At 60.6% G+C, this 18184-nt stretch carries 20 protein-coding genes; 9 read left to right on the plus strand and 11 right to left on the minus strand.

Going from position 1 to position 18184, the window contains the following annotated elements; all coding sequences use genetic code 11:
• Positions 1-105 precede the first annotated feature (105 nt).
• The 6 genes from ACM6IQ_RS05090 to ACM6IQ_RS05115 form a co-directional block, all read right to left on the minus strand.
• Entirely contained in the window at positions 106-678 is a 573-nt protein-coding gene (locus ACM6IQ_RS05090; protein ID WP_017336286.1) for a HupE/UreJ family protein, read from the minus strand.
• A 34-nt stretch (positions 679-712) separates the two neighbouring features.
• Positions 713-1327 carry an urease accessory protein UreG gene (gene ureG / locus ACM6IQ_RS05095; RefSeq protein ID WP_017336287.1) on the minus strand — a complete coding sequence of 205 codons (615 nt, stop codon included), beginning with the start codon at positions 1325-1327 and terminating at the stop codon, positions 713-715.
• Positions 1328-1350: 23 nt separating this feature from the next.
• A complete protein-coding gene (locus tag ACM6IQ_RS05100; protein WP_414878182.1) occupies positions 1351-2025 on the minus strand; it encodes an urease accessory protein UreF in 675 nt (224 codons plus the stop codon).
• Positions 2022-2522 (minus strand): urease accessory protein UreE, encoded by a 501-nt coding sequence (gene ureE / locus ACM6IQ_RS05105; protein ID WP_017336289.1) that lies wholly within the window; start codon positions 2520-2522, stop codon positions 2022-2024. Before ureE ends, ACM6IQ_RS05100 begins: the two co-directional genes overlap by 4 nt.
• A 237-nt stretch (positions 2523-2759) precedes the next feature.
• Positions 2760-3392, minus strand: a complete 633-nt coding sequence (locus ACM6IQ_RS05110) for a TetR family transcriptional regulator (RefSeq protein ID WP_017336290.1) — start codon at positions 3390-3392, stop codon at positions 2760-2762.
• Between the two features lie 171 nt (positions 3393-3563).
• Positions 3564-4118, minus strand: coding sequence for a hypothetical protein (locus ACM6IQ_RS05115; RefSeq protein ID WP_414878183.1), 555 nt, complete (start codon positions 4116-4118; stop codon positions 3564-3566).
• A 388-nt stretch (positions 4119-4506) separates the two neighbouring features.
• Here ACM6IQ_RS05115 and ACM6IQ_RS05120 point away from each other — a divergent pair, with 388 nt between their 5' ends.
• The gene (locus ACM6IQ_RS05120; protein ID WP_414878184.1) at positions 4507-6582 is read left to right on the plus strand and encodes an AsmA family protein; all 2076 of its coding nucleotides are present in this window, start codon (positions 4507-4509) and stop codon (positions 6580-6582) included.
• A 61-nt stretch (positions 6583-6643) separates the two neighbouring features.
• Here ACM6IQ_RS05120 and ACM6IQ_RS05125 read toward each other — a convergent pair whose 3' ends face one another.
• Together ACM6IQ_RS05125 and ACM6IQ_RS05130 are read right to left on the minus strand one after the other, a co-directional pair.
• Positions 6644-7174 (minus strand): ferritin-like domain-containing protein, encoded by a 531-nt coding sequence (locus tag ACM6IQ_RS05125; protein ID WP_017336293.1) that lies wholly within the window; start codon positions 7172-7174, stop codon positions 6644-6646.
• A 134-nt stretch (positions 7175-7308) separates the two neighbouring features.
• Positions 7309-8256, minus strand: coding sequence for a LysR substrate-binding domain-containing protein (locus tag ACM6IQ_RS05130; RefSeq protein WP_017336294.1), 948 nt, complete (start codon positions 8254-8256; stop codon positions 7309-7311).
• 120 nt (positions 8257-8376) lie between these two features.
• On the opposite strand from ACM6IQ_RS05130, the gene ACM6IQ_RS05135 reads away from it, so the two are divergent.
• From ACM6IQ_RS05135 to ACM6IQ_RS05145, 3 genes are all read left to right on the plus strand, one after another.
• Positions 8377-9015 (plus strand): FMN-dependent NADH-azoreductase, encoded by a 639-nt coding sequence (locus ACM6IQ_RS05135; protein WP_414878185.1) that lies wholly within the window; start codon positions 8377-8379, stop codon positions 9013-9015.
• On the plus strand, positions 9016-9321 hold the full coding sequence (locus ACM6IQ_RS05140; RefSeq protein WP_017336296.1) for a DMT family transporter: 306 nt from the start codon (positions 9016-9018) through the stop codon (positions 9319-9321).
• 108 nt (positions 9322-9429) lie between these two features.
• Positions 9430-10320 carry an esterase/lipase family protein gene (locus tag ACM6IQ_RS05145; RefSeq protein ID WP_414878186.1) on the plus strand — a complete coding sequence of 297 codons (891 nt, stop codon included), beginning with the start codon at positions 9430-9432 and terminating at the stop codon, positions 10318-10320.
• 102 nt (positions 10321-10422) lie between these two features.
• Here ACM6IQ_RS05145 and ACM6IQ_RS05150 read toward each other — a convergent pair whose 3' ends face one another.
• Positions 10423-11310 carry a DMT family transporter gene (locus tag ACM6IQ_RS05150; protein WP_017336298.1) on the minus strand — a complete coding sequence of 296 codons (888 nt, stop codon included), beginning with the start codon at positions 11308-11310 and terminating at the stop codon, positions 10423-10425.
• A gap of 96 nt (positions 11311-11406) precedes the next feature.
• Here ACM6IQ_RS05150 and ACM6IQ_RS05155 point away from each other — a divergent pair, with 96 nt between their 5' ends.
• The 3 genes from ACM6IQ_RS05155 to ACM6IQ_RS05165 all read left to right on the plus strand — a co-directional run bounded on the left by ACM6IQ_RS05155 (position 11407) and on the right by ACM6IQ_RS05165 (position 13807).
• Complete coding sequence (locus ACM6IQ_RS05155; RefSeq protein WP_414878187.1) at positions 11407-12201, plus strand: AraC family transcriptional regulator; 795 nt, start codon at positions 11407-11409, stop codon at positions 12199-12201.
• A 64-nt stretch (positions 12202-12265) separates the two neighbouring features.
• Positions 12266-12571 (plus strand): PsiF family protein, encoded by a 306-nt coding sequence (locus ACM6IQ_RS05160; protein WP_084319263.1) that lies wholly within the window; start codon positions 12266-12268, stop codon positions 12569-12571.
• A gap of 222 nt (positions 12572-12793) precedes the next feature.
• A complete protein-coding gene (locus ACM6IQ_RS05165; protein WP_017336301.1) occupies positions 12794-13807 on the plus strand; it encodes an AI-2E family transporter in 1014 nt (337 codons plus the stop codon).
• Between the two features lie 126 nt (positions 13808-13933).
• Here the strand turns inward: ACM6IQ_RS05165 and ACM6IQ_RS05170 are convergent, their stop codons facing one another.
• Complete coding sequence (locus ACM6IQ_RS05170; protein WP_414878188.1) at positions 13934-15208, minus strand: Hsp70 family protein; 1275 nt, start codon at positions 15206-15208, stop codon at positions 13934-13936.
• 297 nt (positions 15209-15505) lie between these two features.
• On the opposite strand from ACM6IQ_RS05170, the gene ACM6IQ_RS05175 reads away from it, so the two are divergent.
• On the plus strand, positions 15506-16453 hold the full coding sequence (locus ACM6IQ_RS05175) for a DnaJ C-terminal domain-containing protein (RefSeq protein WP_017336303.1): 948 nt from the start codon (positions 15506-15508) through the stop codon (positions 16451-16453).
• A 23-nt stretch (positions 16454-16476) separates the two neighbouring features.
• Positions 16477-16782, plus strand: coding sequence for a chaperone modulator CbpM (locus tag ACM6IQ_RS05180; RefSeq protein WP_414878189.1), 306 nt, complete (start codon positions 16477-16479; stop codon positions 16780-16782).
• A gap of 109 nt (positions 16783-16891) precedes the next feature.
• Here the strand turns inward: ACM6IQ_RS05180 and ACM6IQ_RS05185 are convergent, their stop codons facing one another.
• Positions 16892-18019, minus strand: coding sequence for a sensor histidine kinase (locus tag ACM6IQ_RS05185; RefSeq protein WP_414878190.1), 1128 nt, complete (start codon positions 18017-18019; stop codon positions 16892-16894).
• Positions 18020-18184: the final 165 nt, after the last annotated feature.

The following is an 18184-nucleotide window of genomic DNA, read 5'->3' on the forward strand; positions in this document are numbered from 1 at the left end:
GCATTGGTTCTGCGCACACGCATCTCAAGCCCGCTCCCGACATTGGTTCTGTGTACACGTGTGTGCGGGCTTGCCCGCGAGGGGGCCATCACTGACGGTAGAAAATCAACCCGCCAACAACCACACTCCAGCCGCCGCCGAAACCGCGCCCGCCAGCCGAACCAACGGCGCCGCCGCCTGCGGCAACACACGAACCACCGCATAACCCGCCGCGTGCAAGGCTGCCGTCGCCACTACAAACCCTGCGGCATACGCCCACGGGCTCGACATTTCCGGCAATTCCAGCCCATGCGCCACGCCATGGAACAGCGCAAACAGCGCCGTCGCACCCACCGCCATGCCCAATGGCGGACGCACCGCCAGTGCCACCGCCAGGCCCAGCGCCAGCACCGATGCGGCGATCCCGCTTTCCAGCGCCGGCAGGTTGAGCCCTTCAAAACCCAGCAGTCCGCCGATCAACAGGGTGCCGACAAACGTGCACGGCAGCGCCCAGCGTGCGGCGCCTTTCTGCTGCGCCGCCCACAACCCGACCGCAACCATCGCCAGCAAGTGATCGAGGCCGCCGATCGGATGGCTGATACCGGCGATCAAACCATTGTCGCCGTGCCCGGGGTGGGCAAAGGCGATGGCCGGGGTCAGCAGCAGGGCCATGGCGCCGAGAATGCGTTTAAGAGACATGGATAAGCTTCCTTGTTGATAGGTGTGGTCGTGATCAGGCTGCGGTCAGCAGGCCCTGGCGTTCGATGAACGCGATGATTTCTTCCAGGCCCAGCCCGGTTTTCTGGTTGCTGAAGACAAACGGTTTGCCGTTGCGCATGCGCTGGGTGTCGCTGTCCATCATCTCCAGCGACGCGCCCACCAAGGGGGCGAGGTCGATCTTGTTGATCACCAGCAGGTCGGATTTACAGATCCCCGGCCCACCCTTGCGCGGCAGCTTGTCGCCGGCCGAGACGTCGATCACGTAGATCGTCAGGTCCGACAGTTCCGGGCTGAACGTGGCCGACAGATTGTCGCCACCGGACTCCACCAGAATCAGGTCCAGCCCGGGAAAGCGGCGGTTAAGTTGATCCACGGCTTCGAGGTTGATCGAGGCGTCTTCGCGGATCGCCGTGTGCGGGCAGCCGCCGGTTTCCACGCCGATGATCCGCTCCGGCGCCAGGGCTTCGTTGCGCACCAGAAAGTCAGCGTCTTCGCGGGTGTAGATGTCATTGGTCACGACGGCCAGGTTGTAGCGGTCGCGCAGCGCCAGGCACAGGGCCAGCGTCAAAGCGGTTTTGCCGGAACCGACCGGGCCGCCGATGCCGACGCGCAGAGGTTGTGTGTTCATGTGATTCTCCAAAGTAACAGGCCCTAGGAACGGAACAGGCGGCTGTACTGGCGCTCATGGGCCATGCACGCCAGGGACAGGCCGAAAGCGGCGCTGCCGTAGTGTTCGGGGTTGATTCGGGTGGCGTTCTGCTGGGCTTGCTGCAATAGCGGCAGCAATTCGCTGGTCAGGCGTTGCGCGGCTTGCTGCCCCATCGGCAGGGTCTTCATCAGCACCGCCAGCTGGTTTTCCAGCCAGCTCCACAGCCAGGCCGCCAGCGCGTCCTGCGGACTGATGCGCCAGGCGCGCGCGGCCAGTGCCCAGCCGAGGGCCAGGTGTGGTTCGGGACGCTGATCGAGAAAGGCGCGGGCCGGGGCATCGAGTTCCGGCAAGCCGTTGAGCAGTTGCTGCAAGGAATAACCCATCTGCCGGCTTTCCTGATGTAACTCGCGGGTTTCCCGGCTGGCGCGGTGTTCCTCGCAGCGTTGCAGCAATTCGCCCCAGTTTTCTTCGGCGGCGGCCACGCAATGGGCGAGTAGCAGCGGCGCTTCGAAACGCGCGAGGTTCAGCAGCAACTGATCGCTGATCCAGCGTCGGGCGCTGTCGGAATCCTTCACCCGACCGTTATCCACCGCCATTTCCAGGCCTTGGGAATAGCTGTAGCCGCCAATCGGCAATTGCGGACTGGCCAGGCGCAGCAGCGCCCAGGCCGGGTTCATAGGCGTACGCCGAACTGGTGCAGTTTCGGCGGGTAGTTGAAATCCTCGTCGCCATGCCGCGAATGGTGATGGCCACCGCCATAGGCGCCGTGCTCCGGCTGGAACGGCGCCTCGATGTTTTCGACCCTGGCATCAAGTTGCTCGAGCATCGCCTTGAGCACGTAGTCATCGAGCAGACGCAACCAGCCATCGCCGACTTGCAGGGCGACGTGGCGATTGCCGAGGTGATAAGCCGCGCGGGTCAGCTCGAAAGCGTTGGCGCAGGTGACGTGCAGCAGGTGTTCGGGGTGGGCACAGACGCGGACGATGCGACCGTCTTCAGCCTGTAGGCATTCGCCGTCATACAGCGGCGACTGACCGCGCTCCAAAAACAACCCGACGTCTTCACCTTCGGCACTGAAACAGCGCAAGCGGCTTTTGCTCCGGGCTTCGAAGGTCAGGTGCAACTCAGCGGCCCAGACGGGTTGAGGGTCGATTCTGCGGTGAATCACCAGCATCGGAAGGCTTCCAGCAATGGACATTGCTGTGGTTAGAGCAAGGGGCTTGCCAATCGGGGGATGTGTAGGAAATGCCTGTCGGAGCGACGGTTATGTTTCAGATTGTTGTAGTAATTTGGTGCGCGGCATTGTTGGGCGCACCAAATGATGGCGCGCGGTGTGCTCCCGATCAGTCGCGCGTTGCACAACTGGGTAGGGACCGGCTTGCTGGTGTTAGGTGTTGTGATGAAAGCGGGGTTATTCGGTACTGCCGAGTCCCTGCCAATGCTTCAGCCCGATAAAGATAAACCGCAACTGCTGAGTGATTTTTGCCTGCGGCGTCAGATGCTCGGGCAATGCTTCTGCCGGTGGATCAATGATGTCGGGCAAGGTTGCGAACACGCTTTTAACAATCAGGTCGGCCATGACACTCAGGCCGGCGATGTCCAGGTGTTGCAGCTTTGGCATCAATGACAAGTCGGCCGCCAGGTCCGAGCTGATGTCTTCGCGCAACCGTCCGATGGCCAGGCGCACCGGCAGCGAACCGCCGTACTGCTCGCGGGCGAGAAACAGGAATTGCGAACGATTGGCCGACACCACGTCGAGAAAGATCCGCACCGAGGCATCGATGATGCCGCCCATCACGAATTCGTTGTGGCGCACCAGGCGGATGGTTTCGCGGAAGGTCTGACCGACTTCGCTCACCAGTACCAGGCCCAGTTCATCCATATCGGAAAAATGCCGGTAGAAACCGGTGGGAACGATGCCGGCGGTTTTCGCCACTTCGCGCAGGCTCAGGCTGCCGAATCCTCGGCCGCATTCCATCAAATGGCGGGCAGCGTCCATCAGGGCGTTGCGGGTTTGTTGTTTCTGTTCGGCGCGGGGCAGCATCGCAAGGGTGTTTTTCTGGACAAGACAGCGACGCACTCTAGCAAATCGGCTTTGCTGGCGTCGAACGACGATCGGGGGACACCTAAAAGAGGGGCGGGTAGAGAAGGGGTACTTCTATAAAATCAAAAGCCCAATCCGTGGATTGGGCTTTTTTTCAGGGCCGCCATGGGCTCAGCTCAAAGCGCTGTTGCGTTGGATCACGCGGTCACCACCACCTTCAGCGAGGATTTGACCTTGTGGGGTGCGATCGGAACCGTCAGCAGCCAGGGTTTGACCTTGTGGAGTGCGATCGGAACCGTCAGCGGCCAGGGTTTGACCTTGTGGAGTGCGATCGGAACCGTCAGCGGCCAGAGTTTGACCTTGTGGGGTGCGATCGGAACCGTCAGCGGCCAGGGTTTGACCTTGTGGAGTGCGATCGGAACCGTCAGCGGCCAGGGTTTGACCTTGTGGAGTGCGATCGGAACCGTCAGCAGCCAGGGTTTGACCTTGTGGGGTGCGATCCGAACCGTCAGCGGCAAGGGACTGGCCTTGTGGGGTACGGTCCGAGCCATCTTGAGTGATCAGGCCTTTTTCTTTCAGGCGATCGTTACCACCTTCGGCAACGGTCTGGCTGAACACCGAGTGGGCGGCTTTCACTTGTGGGGTTGCCTGGTCAGCAGCTGGCAGAGCGAAAGCGGTGCTGGCCAGCAGTGAGAGGGAAAGGCTAAGCAGTAATTGGCGTTTCATGATTGGGTGCTCCGTGGGAGGGCGATAAAGTGGGTACGAGGGCAATGCTACTCTCGATAAGTCGATATAAAAGTTCATAAACGCAATGGTAATAATCAACAGAATTGATTGTTCCCTGGGAAGGCTCTAGAACGGGCCTCTCCGGCGAGGCTTTTTGCACTGGTGTGGGTATTTTCGACCCACTCGTGCCGCGCAAAAGTGCGGGGGCGGTAACGCCGGGTTTGCGAGAGCAGGGTGTCCCCGACCGATTATTTGAACGTTAAGCCCATTTCGGTTAAACCTGCGCGCCGTTTCCCAGTCCTAGATTTCATGGCAGGCCGGTTCTGGCCTAACGTTTCACACGTGCGTCGCAGTCAGGGCGCTCAGTCGTATTCAGGAGCCCTGTGCAATGACGCGCACCCCCAAGATTTTTGCCTGGACCTTTGCCAGCCTGGTTGTGTTGCTGGCGATACTGGTTCTGATCATCGTGTTCTTCGATTGGAACCGGATCAAACCGACCATCAACTCCAAAGTCTCCGAAGAACTGCATCGACCGTTTGCCATCAATGGCAACCTGGCGGTGGTCTGGCAGCGCGAGCTCGACGAGGGTGGTTGGCGGGCGTGGGTGCCGTGGCCGCATGTGGTGGCAGAGGACCTGAGCCTCGGCAACCCTGAGTGGTCGAAGCAGCCGCAGATGGTCACGCTCAAACGCGTCGAGCTGCGCCTGTCGCCGCTGGCATTGCTGGCTCAACGCGTGGCGATCCCGCGCATTGACTTGACCGAACCGAACGCAGACCTCCAGCGACTGGCCGATGGCCGCGCGAACTGGACGTTCAAGTTCGACCCGGAAGACCCGAACGCCGAGCCTTCAAATTGGGTGGTCGACATCGGCGCAATCGGCTTCGACAAAGGCCACGTCACCCTTGACGACCAGAGCCTGAAAACGCAGCTCGACCTGATCATCGACCCACTGGGCAAACCGATTCCGTTCGGCGAAATCGTCGGCGACAAAGCGGCGAAAACCGCGCTGGAGAAGGGTGCTGCACCCCAGGATTACGCGTTTGCGCTGAAGGTCAAAGGCCAATATCACGGCCAGAAACTCGCTGGAGACGGCAAGGTCGGCGGTTTGCTGGCGTTGCAGGATTCGGCCCGACCGTTCCCGCTCCAGGCCCAGGTCAAGATCGCTGACACCAGCGTCGAACTCGCGGGTACGCTGACCGATCCACTCAATCTCGGCGCATTGGACCTGCGACTGAAACTGGCCGGAAGCAGCCTGGGCAACCTCTATCCGCTGACTGGCGTGACCCTGCCGGATACGCCGCCCTACGCCACCGACGGCCACTTGATCGCCAAGTTGCACGAGGCCGGCGGCGCGGTGTTCCGTTATGAAGCGTTCAACGGCAAGATCGGCGAGAGCGACATTCATGGCAGCCTGGCCTACGTCGCCAGCGAGCCACGGCCGAAACTCAGCGGTTCACTGCTCTCCAATCAGCTGTTGTTTGCTGACCTTGCACCCTTGATTGGCGCCGACTCCAACGCCAAACAAAAGGCCCGTGGCGGTGAAAGCAAGCAACCGGCGGACAAAGTGCTACCGGTCGAAGAGTTCAAGACCGAGCGCTGGCGTGACATGGACGCCGATGTCGAATTCACCGGTAAACGCATCGTCCACAGTGAAAAACTGCCGTTCAATGACCTTTATACCCACCTGGTGCTGACCGACGGCGTGCTCAGCCTCGAGCCCCTGCGCTTCGGTGTGGCCGGCGGCAAGCTGGATGCGCAGATTCGCCTCAACGGACGTACCGAGCCGTTGGAAGGCAATGCCAAGCTGACCGCGCGCGGGTTCAAGCTCAAGCAGCTATTCCCCACCTTCGAGCCGATGAAGACCAGTTTCGGCGAGCTCAATGGCGATGCCGACATCAATGGTCGTGGCAACTCGGTGGCAAAACTGCTGGGTTCGGCCAACGGCAATCTGAAAATGCTGATCAACGACGGGGCGATCAGTCGCGAGCTGATGGAGCTGGCCGGACTCAACGTCGGCAACTATGTGGTCGGCAAGATCTTTGGTGACAAGGAAGTGAAGATCAATTGCGCGGCGGCCGACTTCGACATCAAGACGGGCCTGGCCACCACGCGGCTGTTCGTCTTCGATACCGAGAACGCAATCATCTACATCGACGGCACGGCGAACATGGCCACTGAGCAACTGGACCTGACGGTGACGCCGGAATCCAAGGGCTGGCGTTTGATTTCGCTGCGTTCGCCGCTGTATGTACGGGGCAAGTTCATCAAACCCGATGCCGGTGTGAAAGCGGTGCCGCTGATGTTGCGTGGCGCGGGGATGGTGGCGCTGGGTGTGATCGCGGCGCCGGCGGCGGGGTTGTTGGCACTGGTGGCGCCGAGTGGTGGCGAGCCGAATCAGTGTGCGCCGTTGTTGCAGCAGATGAAGGCGGGGAAGGCGCCGGTGACCGTTAAACCCACCAAGTAAAATCTTCGGTGTCTATCAAGACGCCTTCGCGGGCTTGCTCGCGAAGGCGGTCTGTCCGGCGCTACAAATCTTTCAGAATGTCCGCCATATCATCCGCATGCTCTTCTTCCTGAGCCAGGATGTCTTCGAAGATGCGCCGGGTGGTCGGGTCTTTCTCGCCGATGTACTGAATGATTTCGCGGTAGCTGTCGATGGCGATGCGCTCGGCGACCAGGTCCTCGTAGACCATCTCTTTGAGCGAGTTACCGGCCACGTACTGTGCGTGGGAGTTTTTCGACAGCAGGTCAGGGTTGAATTCAGGCTCGCCGCCCAGCTGCACGATGCGCTCGGCCAATCGGTCGGCATGCGCCGCTTCCTGATTCGCGTGCTCAAGGAACTCGTCGGCGGCGACATGGGCTTTGAGGCCGTTGGCCATGAAATAGTGGCGTTTGTAGCGCAAGACGCAGACCAGTTCGGTGGCCAGCGATTCGTTGAGCAGGCGCAGCACTTCGTCGAGGTCGGCGCTGTAGCTTTCGGTCACCGCGCCATTCTCGACGTTCTGGCGGGCCCGTGCGCGAAGGGTCGTTACATCAGACAAATGCATGTCACTCATCTCGTTCTCCTTGGAGGCTGATCCGGGTTTGCGTCACCTTCTGGGGAAGTGATCACTACCTAGTTGTGAGTGATGAGCGTGGCGAAAAGTTTGATGTAATTTCCATCGAGAAAGATCGCAGGCTGAGCCAGCGCCTACAGGGGCATGCGTTTTCCTGTAGGCGCCGGCGCAGCCTGCGATCCTGGCAGCAGGCCAGACAATCGAGCTTCTTCCTGCAGCCAGGCAAAGAATGCACGCACGGGCGGATGGCGCTCGCGACCCGGAACGCAAAGCGCGCTGTAACCGGCGCCCTGCACTTGAATGTCACTGCGGTAAGCCACCAGCAAACCACTGGCCACACTCTCCGACACCAGAATATTGCTCGCCAGCACCAGGCCTTGCCCGGCGATGGCGGCTTGCAGGGCGTAATGTTCTTCATCGTATTCCCGGACAACCGGTTGCCCCGTCAGCCAGGTTTCGCCGGACTGCGCGCACCACGCCGCCCAGCCATGGGCGTAGAGCTTCGAGTTGTGCCAGCGCACGCTGATCAACGTGGGGGCCTGGCCACTTAGGGCCAGCGCGACCTGTCCAGGCGAGCCATAAACGCCAAACGCCTCATCGAACAGGCACAGACCATAAAGGTTCGGATAGTCATCCAGGCTGTAGCGCACCACCAGATCGACACTGGCGTCCTGATGCAAATCGATCACTTCGCAATGGGTGTCCAGGCGCAGGCTGATGGTCGGATGCCGGGCGTAAAACCGCCCAAGCCGAGGCACCAGCCACAGCGCGGCAAACGCGGCCGTGGTGGAAATCGTCAGGCTCGCGCCGCTGCGTTGCGGGCGCAGGGTGTCGACGCTCTGGGCCACTTCCAGAAAAGCGCCGTGCAGGCTGTGGAACAGACGCTCACCGCACTCGGTCAGGCGAACCTGCCGTGGCAGGCGCTCGAACAGCGGCACGCCGAGCCAGCCCTCCAACGAACGAATCTGATGGGAAACCGCCGTTGGCGTCACGGACAGTTCTTCGGCGGCGGCCTTGAAGCTCAATAGGCGAGAGGCCGATTCAAAGGCGCGCAGGGCGGTCAACGGCAGCGAGGCGAACATGGGTTACTCCATGGGTGAAATGAATTCATCCAGACTGATTTTTATTCATTTGAGACGAGTCAGCGGCGAGCTCAATCTGCACGCCACAAGCCGTTTGAGTTTAGTCCCCAGGAGATTCAGATGAACAGAGTTCTTGCCATTCACGCCAGCCCACGGGGCGAACGTTCCCACTCCCGGCGCTTGGCCGAAGTGTTTCTCAGCGCCTGGCAGGCGCGTCACCCGCAATCACAATTGACCCGCCGCGAAGTCGGTCGGGCCTTGATTCCACCGGTCAACGAAGCCTTTGTGGCCGCCGCGTTCTACCCCGAACCCGAGGCACGGCCGCTGTCGATGCAGGCCGATCTCGCGTTCAGCGATCAACTGGTGGGTGAATTGCTGGGCCACGATGTGCTGGTGATCTCCACGCCCATGCACAACTTCAGCGTGCCCAGCGGCCTCAAGGCGTGGATCGATCAAGTGGTGCGGCTCGGGCTGACGTTCAACCACACGCTGGACAACGGCGTCGCTCAATACGAGCCGCTGGTAAAGGGCAAGAAAGCGCTGATCGTCACCAGCCGTGGCGGGTTCGGCTTCGGCCCCGGGGGCGAACTCGAAGCGATGAATCATGCCGATACCCTGCTGCGCACGGCGTTGGGTTTCATCGGCATTACCGATGTCACCGTGGTCGCCGCCGAGGGCGAAGAATCCGCCGAGCGCACCTTTGAAATCTCCGTCGCCGAGGCCGAGCAACGTTTGCTGACGCTGGCCAGGGAGTTCTAGATGGCCTGGGTGTTTTTGCTGATCGCCGCCGGGTTTGAAGTCACCTTCGCCATGGGCATGAAGTACGCCGAAGGCTTCACCCGGCCCTGGCCGTCGCTGATCACGGTCGTGGCGGCGGTAGGCGGGATCTACTTCCTGACCCTGGCAATGCGTGAGTTGCCAGTGAGCATCGCTTACCCGATCTGGACCGCCATCGGTTCGCTGGGCACCGTGTTTCTCGGGTTTGCGTTGCTCGGCGAAAGCCTGACGGTGGTCAAACTGGTGTCGGTGGGGCTGATCGTGGCGGGGGTGGCAGGGCTGAAGTAGGACGGATGTCATAGACTGGTCGTCGTGTTGTCATTTTTGATGACGATGCTTGGCTGATGTCTTGCATTCAGCCTTGCTTCACCTCACCGATCACAAGGACGTCCACCCATGTCGCAAGGTTCTGCCCCGCGTTATCCGTTGGTGCTGGTCCCGGGAATGCTCGGGTTTATCCGTCTGGTGCTTTATCCGTACTGGTACGGGATTGTCGGAGCGTTGCGCCAAGAAGGGGCGACGGTGATTGCGGTGCAGGTTTCACCGCTCCACTCGACCGAGGTGCGCGGTGAGCAATTGTTGGCGCGCATCGACGAGATCCTGCAGGAAACCGGCGCCGAGAAGGTTAACCTGATCGGCCACAGCCAGGGCTCGCTGACCGCCCGTTACGCCGCCGCGAAACGCCCGGATCTTGTGGCGTCCGTCACGTCGGTGGCAGGGCCCAATCACGGCTCGGAACTGGCGGATTACCTGCACAAGCATTACCCGGCAGACAGCGTGAAGGGACGGCTGCTCGCCTTTTTTCTCTGGATCATCGGTGCGTTGATGAGCCTGCTGGAAACCGGCTATCGCGGGCCGAGGCTGCCGGTGGATATTCACGCTTCCCATGAGTCCCTGACGACGGCCGGGGTGACGCTGTTCAATCAGCGTTATCCACAGGGCTTGCCTGACACGTGGGGCGGGCACGGGCCGGAAGAGGTCAACGGCGTGCGCTATTACTCGTGGTCCGGCACCTTGCAGCCGGGCAAGACCGATCGCGGGCGCAATCTGTTCGACGGGACCAACCGCAGTTGTCGGCTGTTTGCCAAAACCTTCGTGCGTGAAACCGGGCATTGTGACGGGATGGTCGGGCGCTACAGCTCGCATCTGGGGACGGTGATTGGCGATGAGTATCCGCTGGATCACTTTGACATCGTCAACCAGTCGCTAGGGCTGGTGGGAAAGGGGGCCGAGCCGATCCGGTTGTTTGTCGAGCATGCGGCGCGGTTGAAAGCGGCGGGGGTTTAACCCGCGTTGTGGCGAGGGGATTTATCCCCGTTGGACTGCGTAGCAGTCCCTTTTTTTGGGGCCGCTTCGCAGCCCAACGGGGATAAATCCCCTCGCCACAGATCAGGCGACGCTAATCTTGCGGCCCAACACCGTGGTCCAGCGCTCCGAAAGAATCACCCCGCCCAACGTCAACACCCCGCCCACCAGGTGATACATCGCCAACTGCTCATGCAGCACCAGTGCGGCAATCAGCGCCGTCAACAACGGCAGCAGATTGAAAAACTGCGTAGTCCGGCTCGGCCCCAGGCGCACCACGGCCTGCATCCACGCCAGTGGCGCAACCATCGACGCCAGCAGGCAGGCATACAGCACCAGCGGAATGTTCTGCAGCGTCGGGCCGATTTTCGGCGACACCGCGAACAGCGGAAACAGCACCACCACCGCCACCCACACCTGCAGATACAACAACACCAGCGGTGGCAAACGCAGCTGCCACTTTTTCAACAGGGTGCTGTAGATCGCGTAGGCCAGCGTGGCGATCAGCATCATCGCATCGCCCAGATTCACCCCGTGCTCCAGCAAAGCACCGAGGCTGCCGGACGAGACCACCACCAACACCCCGGCAAACGACAGCACGGCACCGGCCAGCGCGCCCGCCGTCAGACGCTGACCGAGACTGATGATCGCCATGGCCAGCGACATCAACGGCATCAGCGACAGGATGATGCCCATGTTGGTGGCCGACGTCAGCGACGCCGCGAAATACGCCAGGCTCTGATAAACCGCCATGCCGAGCACGCCGAGGACGAAAATCTTCCCCAGGTTCGGGCGAATGGCCGACCAATGGGCAAAGACGGGTTTGAGCATGAATGGCGTGAACAACAAGCCGGCCAGCAGCCAGCGGTAAAAACCGATTTCGGCGGGGAAAATCGCGCCGGCCGACATTTTGGTGATCACGGTGTTGCCGGCCCAAATGAAAATGGCCAGCAGGGGATAAGCGTATTGCATCGGAAAAACCAGAAACGTTAATGAGGAGTGATTATCGCCTGTCTGGATGAAAGCCTATACTTCGATCCAGACAACCCGCCCCGGATGACGGACAGGATGACCAGTAAACACATCGACCTGTTGGACTTCAGCGAATTGCCTTCGCCGGTCTACTTCCGTTATGCCGACTTCGACACCCACGAGTATGCCTCGGCCCACCGTCACCCCTGGGGCACGCTGGAATATTCGGCCAACGGTGTCCTGCACATGGAAATCGGCAGCAGCCGGTTCATGTCGCCACCGCAATATGCCGTGTGGGTGCCACCGCAGATCGAGCACAGTTTTTACAGCAATCAACCGATCAACTACCGCGCGGTCTGCCTCGCACCGGCGCTCTGCCAGGAGCTGCCACAGCAGGCTTGCACCCTGGCGATCAGCGACATTCTCAAAGCGATTCTCAAGGACTTCGCCGCCCGAGATGTGAAAATTCCCGAACAGGCTGCGGACCAGCGCTTGGCGCAGGTGTTGGTGGACCAGTTGCAGCAGGCGCCCGTTCACGAGTGCTACTTGCCCTACGCCAGCAACCCCGGGCTGCTCGGGATACTGGAAGCCTTGCAGGCGGAACCCGGGGATAACCGACCGTTGTCGGCGTGGGCTGCACAGATTCACGTCAGTGAGCGCACGCTGGCGCGGCAGTTTGTGCGCGAACTGGGCATGAGTTTCGGCGAGTGGCGACAGCGTGTGCGCTTTCTGGCAGCGATCGAGGCGCTGGACAGTCACCGCAGCGTTCAGGAAATCGCTTTCGACATGGGTTACAGCACCGGTTCGGCGTTTATCGCGATGTTTCAACGTCAGGCCGGGTGCACGCCGGAGCAGTATCGCCGTAGCCATCTTGAGAACAGGAAGGTGTAACAGGCTTTGTCTACACTCCAGAATGAGGCCGCACCCCTCGGTGCGGCAACAAGGAGAAAACTCCATGAAGATGTTGCGTGTCCCTTTGTTGATGATCGGTTTGCTGCTCTGTTCCCAAGGCTTCGCCGCCACAGCCCAACAGAACAAGATGACCACCTGCAATGCCGACGCTACCGCGAAAAGCCTCAAGGGCGACGAGCGCAAAGCCTTCATGAGCACTTGCCTTAAAGCGGCGCCAGCCGCCAATGACGCGAAAGCCCTGACCCCTCAGCAAGAGAAGATGAAAACCTGTAATGCCGATGCGGCGACCAAAGCCCTCAAGGGGGATGAGCGCAAGGCGTTCATGAGTGATTGCCTGAAGAAAAAGTAAACACTGGACTGGGGGGCTGTGAGGATCTCATCGCCAGCAGGCTGGCTCCCACACTTGGAATGCATTCCCCTGTGGGAGCTAACCTGCTAGCGATGGGGCCGGCAAGGTCACTACAAAAAAACACCCGAGCCCCCGACCAAGGTCGCCCTACACAATCCCTAGTGCTGACACCCGAACGCTGGCAGACTGCCAATCCTTTTAGGCCGTTCGTTTTGAGGCTGTATGCCAACGTTTTCTCAACGCCAAGTCTTGCTGCTGATCAGTTGGGTCATCATCTTTGGTGGTTTGCTGCTGGTGATTCCGCTGCGCTTGCTGCCAAGCCTGCTCGCCGGTTTGCTGGTGTTCGAACTGGTCAACATGCTCACCCCGCAATTGCAGCGGCTGATCGAAGGACGGCGTGCACGCTGGCTGGCCGTGGCATTGCTGGGGACGCTGGTGGTCAGTGTGCTGGCGCTGATCTTTGCCGGGGCCATCAGTTTTCTGCTGCACGAGGCGGAAAACCCCGGGGCTTCCCTCGATAAATTCATGGGCGTGGTCGACCGTGCGCGCGGGCAATTGCCGCCGTTCATCGACGCCTACCTGCCCGCCAGCGCCGCCGAGTTCCGCGTGGCCATCGGCGAGTGGATGAGCAAACACCTTAGCGACTTGCAGCTGGTCGGCAAAGACGCGGCGCACATGTTCGTGACGCTGCTGATCGGTATGGTGCTGGGGGCGATCATTGCCTTGCAGCGTGTGCCGGACGTGACCAAGCGCAAGCCGCTGGCCGCCGCCCTGTTCGATCGTTTGCACCTGCTGGTGCAGGCCTTTCGCAACATCGTGTTCGCCCAGATCAAGATTTCCCTGCTCAACACCTTCTTCACCGGGATTTTCCTGGCGGTGGTCCTGCCGATGTTCGGCATCAAGCTGCCGCTGACCAAGACCCTGATCGTGCTGACTTTCCTGCTCGGCCTGCTGCCGGTGATCGGCAACCTGATGTCGAACACGCTGATCACCATCGTCGGTTTGTCGCTGTCGATCTGGGTGGCGGTGGCGGCGTTGGGTTATCTGATTGTTATCCACAAGCTCGAATACTTCCTCAACGCGCGCATTGTCGGCGGGCAGATCAGTGCCAAGTCGTGGGAGTTGCTGCTGGCAATGCTGGTGTTCGAGGCCGCGTTCGGCCTGCCGGGGGTGGTGGCGGGGCCGATTTATTACGCGTACCTGAAGAGTGAGTTGAAGCAGGTGGGGATGGTTTGATCCCGCGTCGATCTCTGTGGCGAGGGGATTTATCCCCGTAGGGCTGCGAAGCAGCCCCATAGCTAAATGCGGGGACTGCTGCGCAGTCCAGCGGGGATAAATCCCCTCACCACAGGGTTTTTCGGATCAGTCCATCGGGCCGTAACGCTTGGCCGCTTCAATCGCCAACCCGCTGCCGATGCTGCCAAAGATGTTCCCTTCCACATGCCGCGCATTCGGCAACATTGCCGACACACTGTTGCGCAACGCCGGAATCCCGCTCGAGCCGCCGGTGAAGAACACCGTATCCACCTGATCGACCCGCACATTGGCGTCGTTCAGCAGTTGGGTCACGCTGTTGCGCACACGCTCCAGCAGGTTGTCGATGGCCGATTCGAACAGCGCCCGGCTCAGCTCCACGCTCAGTCCCGGTTCGATGCGGTCCAGCGGCACATGGCGGCTGTCGGCGTGGGTCAGCTGGATCTTGGTTTCTTCCACTTCCATCGCCAGCCAGTGCCCGGCGCGTTGCTCGATCAGCTTGAACAGACGGTCGATGCCGCCGGTGTCTTCGATGTCGTAACGCATGCTGCCCAGGGCCAGGGTCGACTTCTGCGAGTACACCGAGTTGATCGTGTGCCAGGTCGCCAGGTTCATGTGGTGGCTGGTGGGCATGTAGGCGCCGCTCTTCATGCGGCTGCCATAGCCGAACAGCGGCATCAGGCCTTGCAGGCTCAGCTGCTTGTCGAAATCGGTCCCGCCGATGTGCACGCCGCCGGTGGCGAGGATGTCATCGTGACGGTTGTCGTGGTTGCGGCGCTCGGGCGACAGGCGCACCAGCGAGAAGTCGGACGTACCACCGCCGATGTCGACGATCAGGACCAGCTCTTCCTTTTCGATGGTCGACTCATAATCGAACGCCGCCGCAATCGGCTCGTACTGAAAGGACACGTCCTTGAAGCCGGTGGCGCGGGCGACGTCCACCAGGGTGTTCTCCGCTTCCTGGTCGGCCATTTCATCGTCATCGACGAAAAACACCGGACGGCCCAGCACCACTTCTTCGAACTCCCGACCAGCGGCGGTTTCGGCGCGCTTCTTCAGCTGGCCGATGAACAGCCCGAGCAGGTCCTTGAACGGCATCGCCGTACCGAGGACGCTGGTGTCGTGCTTGATCAGCTTGGAGCCCAGCAGGCTCTTGAGCGAGCGCATCAACCGGCCTTCGTAGCCTTCCAGGTACTCGTGCAGCGCCAACCGGCCGTACACCGGGCGGCGTTCTTCCATGTTGAAGAACACCACCGACGGCAGAGTGATCTTGTCGTCCTCCAGCGCGATCAGCGTTTCCATGCCGGGGCGCAGCCAGCCGACGGTGGAGTTGGACGTGCCGAAGTCGATACCACAGGCACGGGCTGGAGATGCGTTTTTCATGTCTTTCAGGTTCCGGTTAAAAAACGGCCGCGCAGTGTATGCCAGTGCGGCTCAGATTCGAAGGCCGACTATCCGCTAAATCTCAGCCAATAGCGCCTTGATAAGCTGGCGGAATGCCCCAAACTTGTCTGCATTGAGCCTGGCAGCCATCGGACGGTCGCAAGAACCGCCCACTGCTGCCGATAAACTTCTGATGCGCCCTCCGGTCACAACCTTGAGATCGGTCAACCCGGCAGCTGCCAATGAGCGCATGCTGCGAGTGACGGCGCGATTTTGATAAGGGATGGTGATTCCACGATGGACTTCAAAGACTATTACAAGATTCTCGGTGTGGAACCGACCGCGGACGATAAGACGATCAAAGCGGCTTATCGCAAGCTGGCGCGCAAATACCACCCCGACGTCAGCAAGGAAAAGGACGCCGAGGCCAAGTTCAAGGACGCCTCGGAAGCCTATGAAGCGCTGAAAAGCGCCGACAAGCGCGCCGAATACGACGACTTGCGCAAGTACGGCCAGCACGGCCAACCGTTCCAGGGCCCGCCGGGCTGGCAGGGGCGTGGTGGCGGTGGTTTCGGTGGCGGCCAGGATACGGGCGATTTTTCGGACTTCTTCAGTTCGATCTTCGGCAACCGTGGTCCGGGTTTTGGTGGTGGACAGTCGGGCCGCAGCGCCGGACGTCGAGGGCAAGACGTGGAAATGGAACTTGGGATCTTTCTGGAAGAAACCCTCTCGAACGAATCGAAGAAGGTCACCTTCCAGGTGCCGCAGTACAACGCGGCCGGTCAGCACGTCAGCAACACCAGCAAAAGCCTGAACGTGAAAATCCCGGCCGGCGTGACCGACGGCGAGCGCATCCGCCTCAAAGGGCAGGGTGCACCGGGCATCGGCGGTGGCGCCAACGGCGATTTGTTCCTGATCATTCGCTTCGCGCCGCATCCGAAGTTCGACGTCGAAGGCGAGAACCTGATCATTACGCTGCCGCTGGCTCCGTGGGAGTTGGCACTGGGCACCGAAGTGGCTGTGCCGACACTGACAGGCAAGATCAACCTCAAGGTGCCGGCGGGCAGCCAGAACGGCCAGCGCATGCGCGCCAAGGGACATGGCTTGCTGAACAAGGCCGGTCAACGAGGTTACCTGTTCGTGCAATTGAAAGCGGTCATGCCTAAAACCTCGAACGATGAGGTCAAGGCGTTGTGGCAGGAACTGGCGAAAAAAGCTGCATTCGACCCGCGAGAAAATTTCTGATCCAAGAGACGGAGTAGCCCATCATGAGCAGCCCCCTGATCGTTCAACTGGACATGGCAGAATTCTGTGAGGCGTCCGATTTGTCGGACGTCTACGTGATCGAAATCGTCGAGCACGGCATCCTCGAACCTCAGGGCAAGCAGCCCAAGGATTGGCGTTTCAACGATTATGAGCTGGCCCTGGCCAAGCGTGCCGCCAAGCTGCGGCACGACCTGGAGCTGGAGTGGGAAGGCGTCGCCCTGGCGCTCGACCTGCTTGAAGAGGTGCAGCAACTGCGGGCCGAGAACCGCATGCTCAAGCAGCGGTTGGGGCGGTTGGTGGCTGAATAGCGCTGAGCACTGAACCTGTGGCAAGGGCTTGTCGGGACGCCGCACCGTACTGCTCGGCAGCCCAGCCGGAGCAAGCGTCCTCGCCACAAAGCCTTTTCCCGCAACACCCCTAGATGTTTCTCGGCAACACCACGGTGAACAGCGTTCCGTCCACTTCGTTCGAGCTGACTTCAATCGTCCCGGAATGCGCATCGACCACTTCCTTGACGATGAACAAGCCAAGGCCAAGGCTAGTGGACGGCTGGCCGAGTTCTTCATCGGCGCTGCGTACCAGCGGATCGAAGATCGTACCGATGGCCTCTTCGGGAATCGGCGCTCCGAAGTTATGCACCGTCAGGCGAACGGTATCCGGTTCGCCGGTGAGGGTCACCGTCACATCCCGCTTGTTCGACCCATGCTGCAACGCATTGCCGATCAGGTTTTGCAGCAGTTGAGCCAGGCGCCCGGCATCCCAGACGCCGGTGGTGTCCCCCTCTGCATGAACCATAGGGTCGCACTCCGGATTACCGGCACAGGCTTCGGCCACTGCTGCGTGGACGGCATCGGCCAGGTCCATCGGCTTCGGTTCAATCGGCAGGCTCTTGCCCAGGCGACTGCGCACCAGCTCCAGCAAATCGCTGACCATCACCGCCATGTGCCGCGCACCGCGCTTGATGTTGATCGCGCAAGCCAAGGCATCGCCCTCAAGCGTGGCTTTGCGCATCAGCATTTCAGTGGACATGCTCACGGCTTGCAAGGGGGCGCGCAGATCATGCCCGAGTATCGCCAGAAACAGGTCCCGCGAATGGTTGACCTGTTCGGCATAGGCCGCCGTGGATTCGGCAAGGGCTTCATCGATGGCTTCGTTGAAACGGATCATGTCCTGGAAGTGGGCAAGTTCCGGCGATTCCAGGCTGTCGACCCACAGACGAATCACACAGGCGCGCAAATGGCGGAACTCACTGGTCATCTGCACCAGGTCGAACCCCACGGTATGCCGCAGTTCACCATGACTGGCGCCAGCTTCGTCCAGACTCGGGGTTTTCTCCGGACCTTCGCCCTTCGCTTTGGCGAGTTGCTCGCGGGCGGTTTGCGCGGTGGTCATGTCCCGCGCTGCCGCCAACAGAATTGCCTTGGCATGATCGCGCAAGGCCAATCGATCCATGTGATCGGCTGCCGGGGTAATCGTTCTGGCGAACTGCTCCCATTCATCGACGATACGGTCTACGTGCTGCCTGATGAATTCGGATAAGCGCATGGTCGGTTTCCTGATGGCAATCCGGGGCATATTAGCCCCTTTGACGTCCCCTAAAAACTACCATTACGCCGGCGACCATTCTTTGACGGCTTCAGGGTACTAATTATTTATTTTTTAGATCTTGAAATTAATTGCATTGTTCGACTTTTGCGGTTTTCCAAGTGG

Source organism: Pseudomonas sp. IT-P100 (assembly GCF_949767185.1).
In the GTDB taxonomy this organism is placed as follows: domain Bacteria; phylum Pseudomonadota; class Gammaproteobacteria; order Pseudomonadales; family Pseudomonadaceae; genus Aquipseudomonas; species Aquipseudomonas fluorescens_B.

Bases quoted from the DNA above. Each gene is read 5' to 3' on its own strand.
- ACM6IQ_RS05090 (WP_017336286.1), bottom strand. From the start codon at position 678: ATGTCTCTTAAACGCATTCTCGGCGCCATGGCCCTGCTGCTGACCCCG.
- ureG (WP_017336287.1), bottom strand. From the start codon at position 1,327: ATGAACACACAACCTCTGCGCGTCGGCATCGGCGGCCCGGTCGGTTCC.
- ACM6IQ_RS05100 (WP_414878182.1), bottom strand. From the start codon at position 2,025: ATGAACCCGGCCTGGGCGCTGCTGCGCCTGGCCAGTCCGCAATTGCCG.
- ureE (WP_017336289.1), bottom strand. From the start codon at position 2,522: ATGCTGGTGATTCACCGCAGAATCGACCCTCAACCCGTCTGGGCCGCT.
- ACM6IQ_RS05110 (WP_017336290.1), bottom strand. From the start codon at position 3,392: ATGCTGCCCCGCGCCGAACAGAAACAACAAACCCGCAACGCCCTGATG.
- ACM6IQ_RS05115 (WP_414878183.1), bottom strand. From the start codon at position 4,118: ATGAAACGCCAATTACTGCTTAGCCTTTCCCTCTCACTGCTGGCCAGC.
- ACM6IQ_RS05120 (WP_414878184.1), top strand. From the start codon at position 4,507: ATGACGCGCACCCCCAAGATTTTTGCCTGGACCTTTGCCAGCCTGGTT.
- ACM6IQ_RS05125 (WP_017336293.1), bottom strand. From the start codon at position 7,174: ATGAGTGACATGCATTTGTCTGATGTAACGACCCTTCGCGCACGGGCC.
- ACM6IQ_RS05130 (WP_017336294.1), bottom strand. From the start codon at position 8,256: ATGTTCGCCTCGCTGCCGTTGACCGCCCTGCGCGCCTTTGAATCGGCC.
- ACM6IQ_RS05135 (WP_414878185.1), top strand. From the start codon at position 8,377: ATGAACAGAGTTCTTGCCATTCACGCCAGCCCACGGGGCGAACGTTCC.
- ACM6IQ_RS05140 (WP_017336296.1), top strand. From the start codon at position 9,016: ATGGCCTGGGTGTTTTTGCTGATCGCCGCCGGGTTTGAAGTCACCTTC.
- ACM6IQ_RS05145 (WP_414878186.1), top strand. From the start codon at position 9,430: ATGTCGCAAGGTTCTGCCCCGCGTTATCCGTTGGTGCTGGTCCCGGGA.
- ACM6IQ_RS05150 (WP_017336298.1), bottom strand. From the start codon at position 11,310: ATGCAATACGCTTATCCCCTGCTGGCCATTTTCATTTGGGCCGGCAAC.
- ACM6IQ_RS05155 (WP_414878187.1), top strand. From the start codon at position 11,407: ATGACCAGTAAACACATCGACCTGTTGGACTTCAGCGAATTGCCTTCG.
- ACM6IQ_RS05160 (WP_084319263.1), top strand. From the start codon at position 12,266: ATGAAGATGTTGCGTGTCCCTTTGTTGATGATCGGTTTGCTGCTCTGT.
- ACM6IQ_RS05165 (WP_017336301.1), top strand. From the start codon at position 12,794: ATGCCAACGTTTTCTCAACGCCAAGTCTTGCTGCTGATCAGTTGGGTC.
- ACM6IQ_RS05170 (WP_414878188.1), bottom strand. From the start codon at position 15,208: ATGAAAAACGCATCTCCAGCCCGTGCCTGTGGTATCGACTTCGGCACG.
- ACM6IQ_RS05175 (WP_017336303.1), top strand. From the start codon at position 15,506: ATGGACTTCAAAGACTATTACAAGATTCTCGGTGTGGAACCGACCGCG.
- ACM6IQ_RS05180 (WP_414878189.1), top strand. From the start codon at position 16,477: ATGAGCAGCCCCCTGATCGTTCAACTGGACATGGCAGAATTCTGTGAG.
- ACM6IQ_RS05185 (WP_414878190.1), bottom strand. From the start codon at position 18,019: ATGCGCTTATCCGAATTCATCAGGCAGCACGTAGACCGTATCGTCGAT.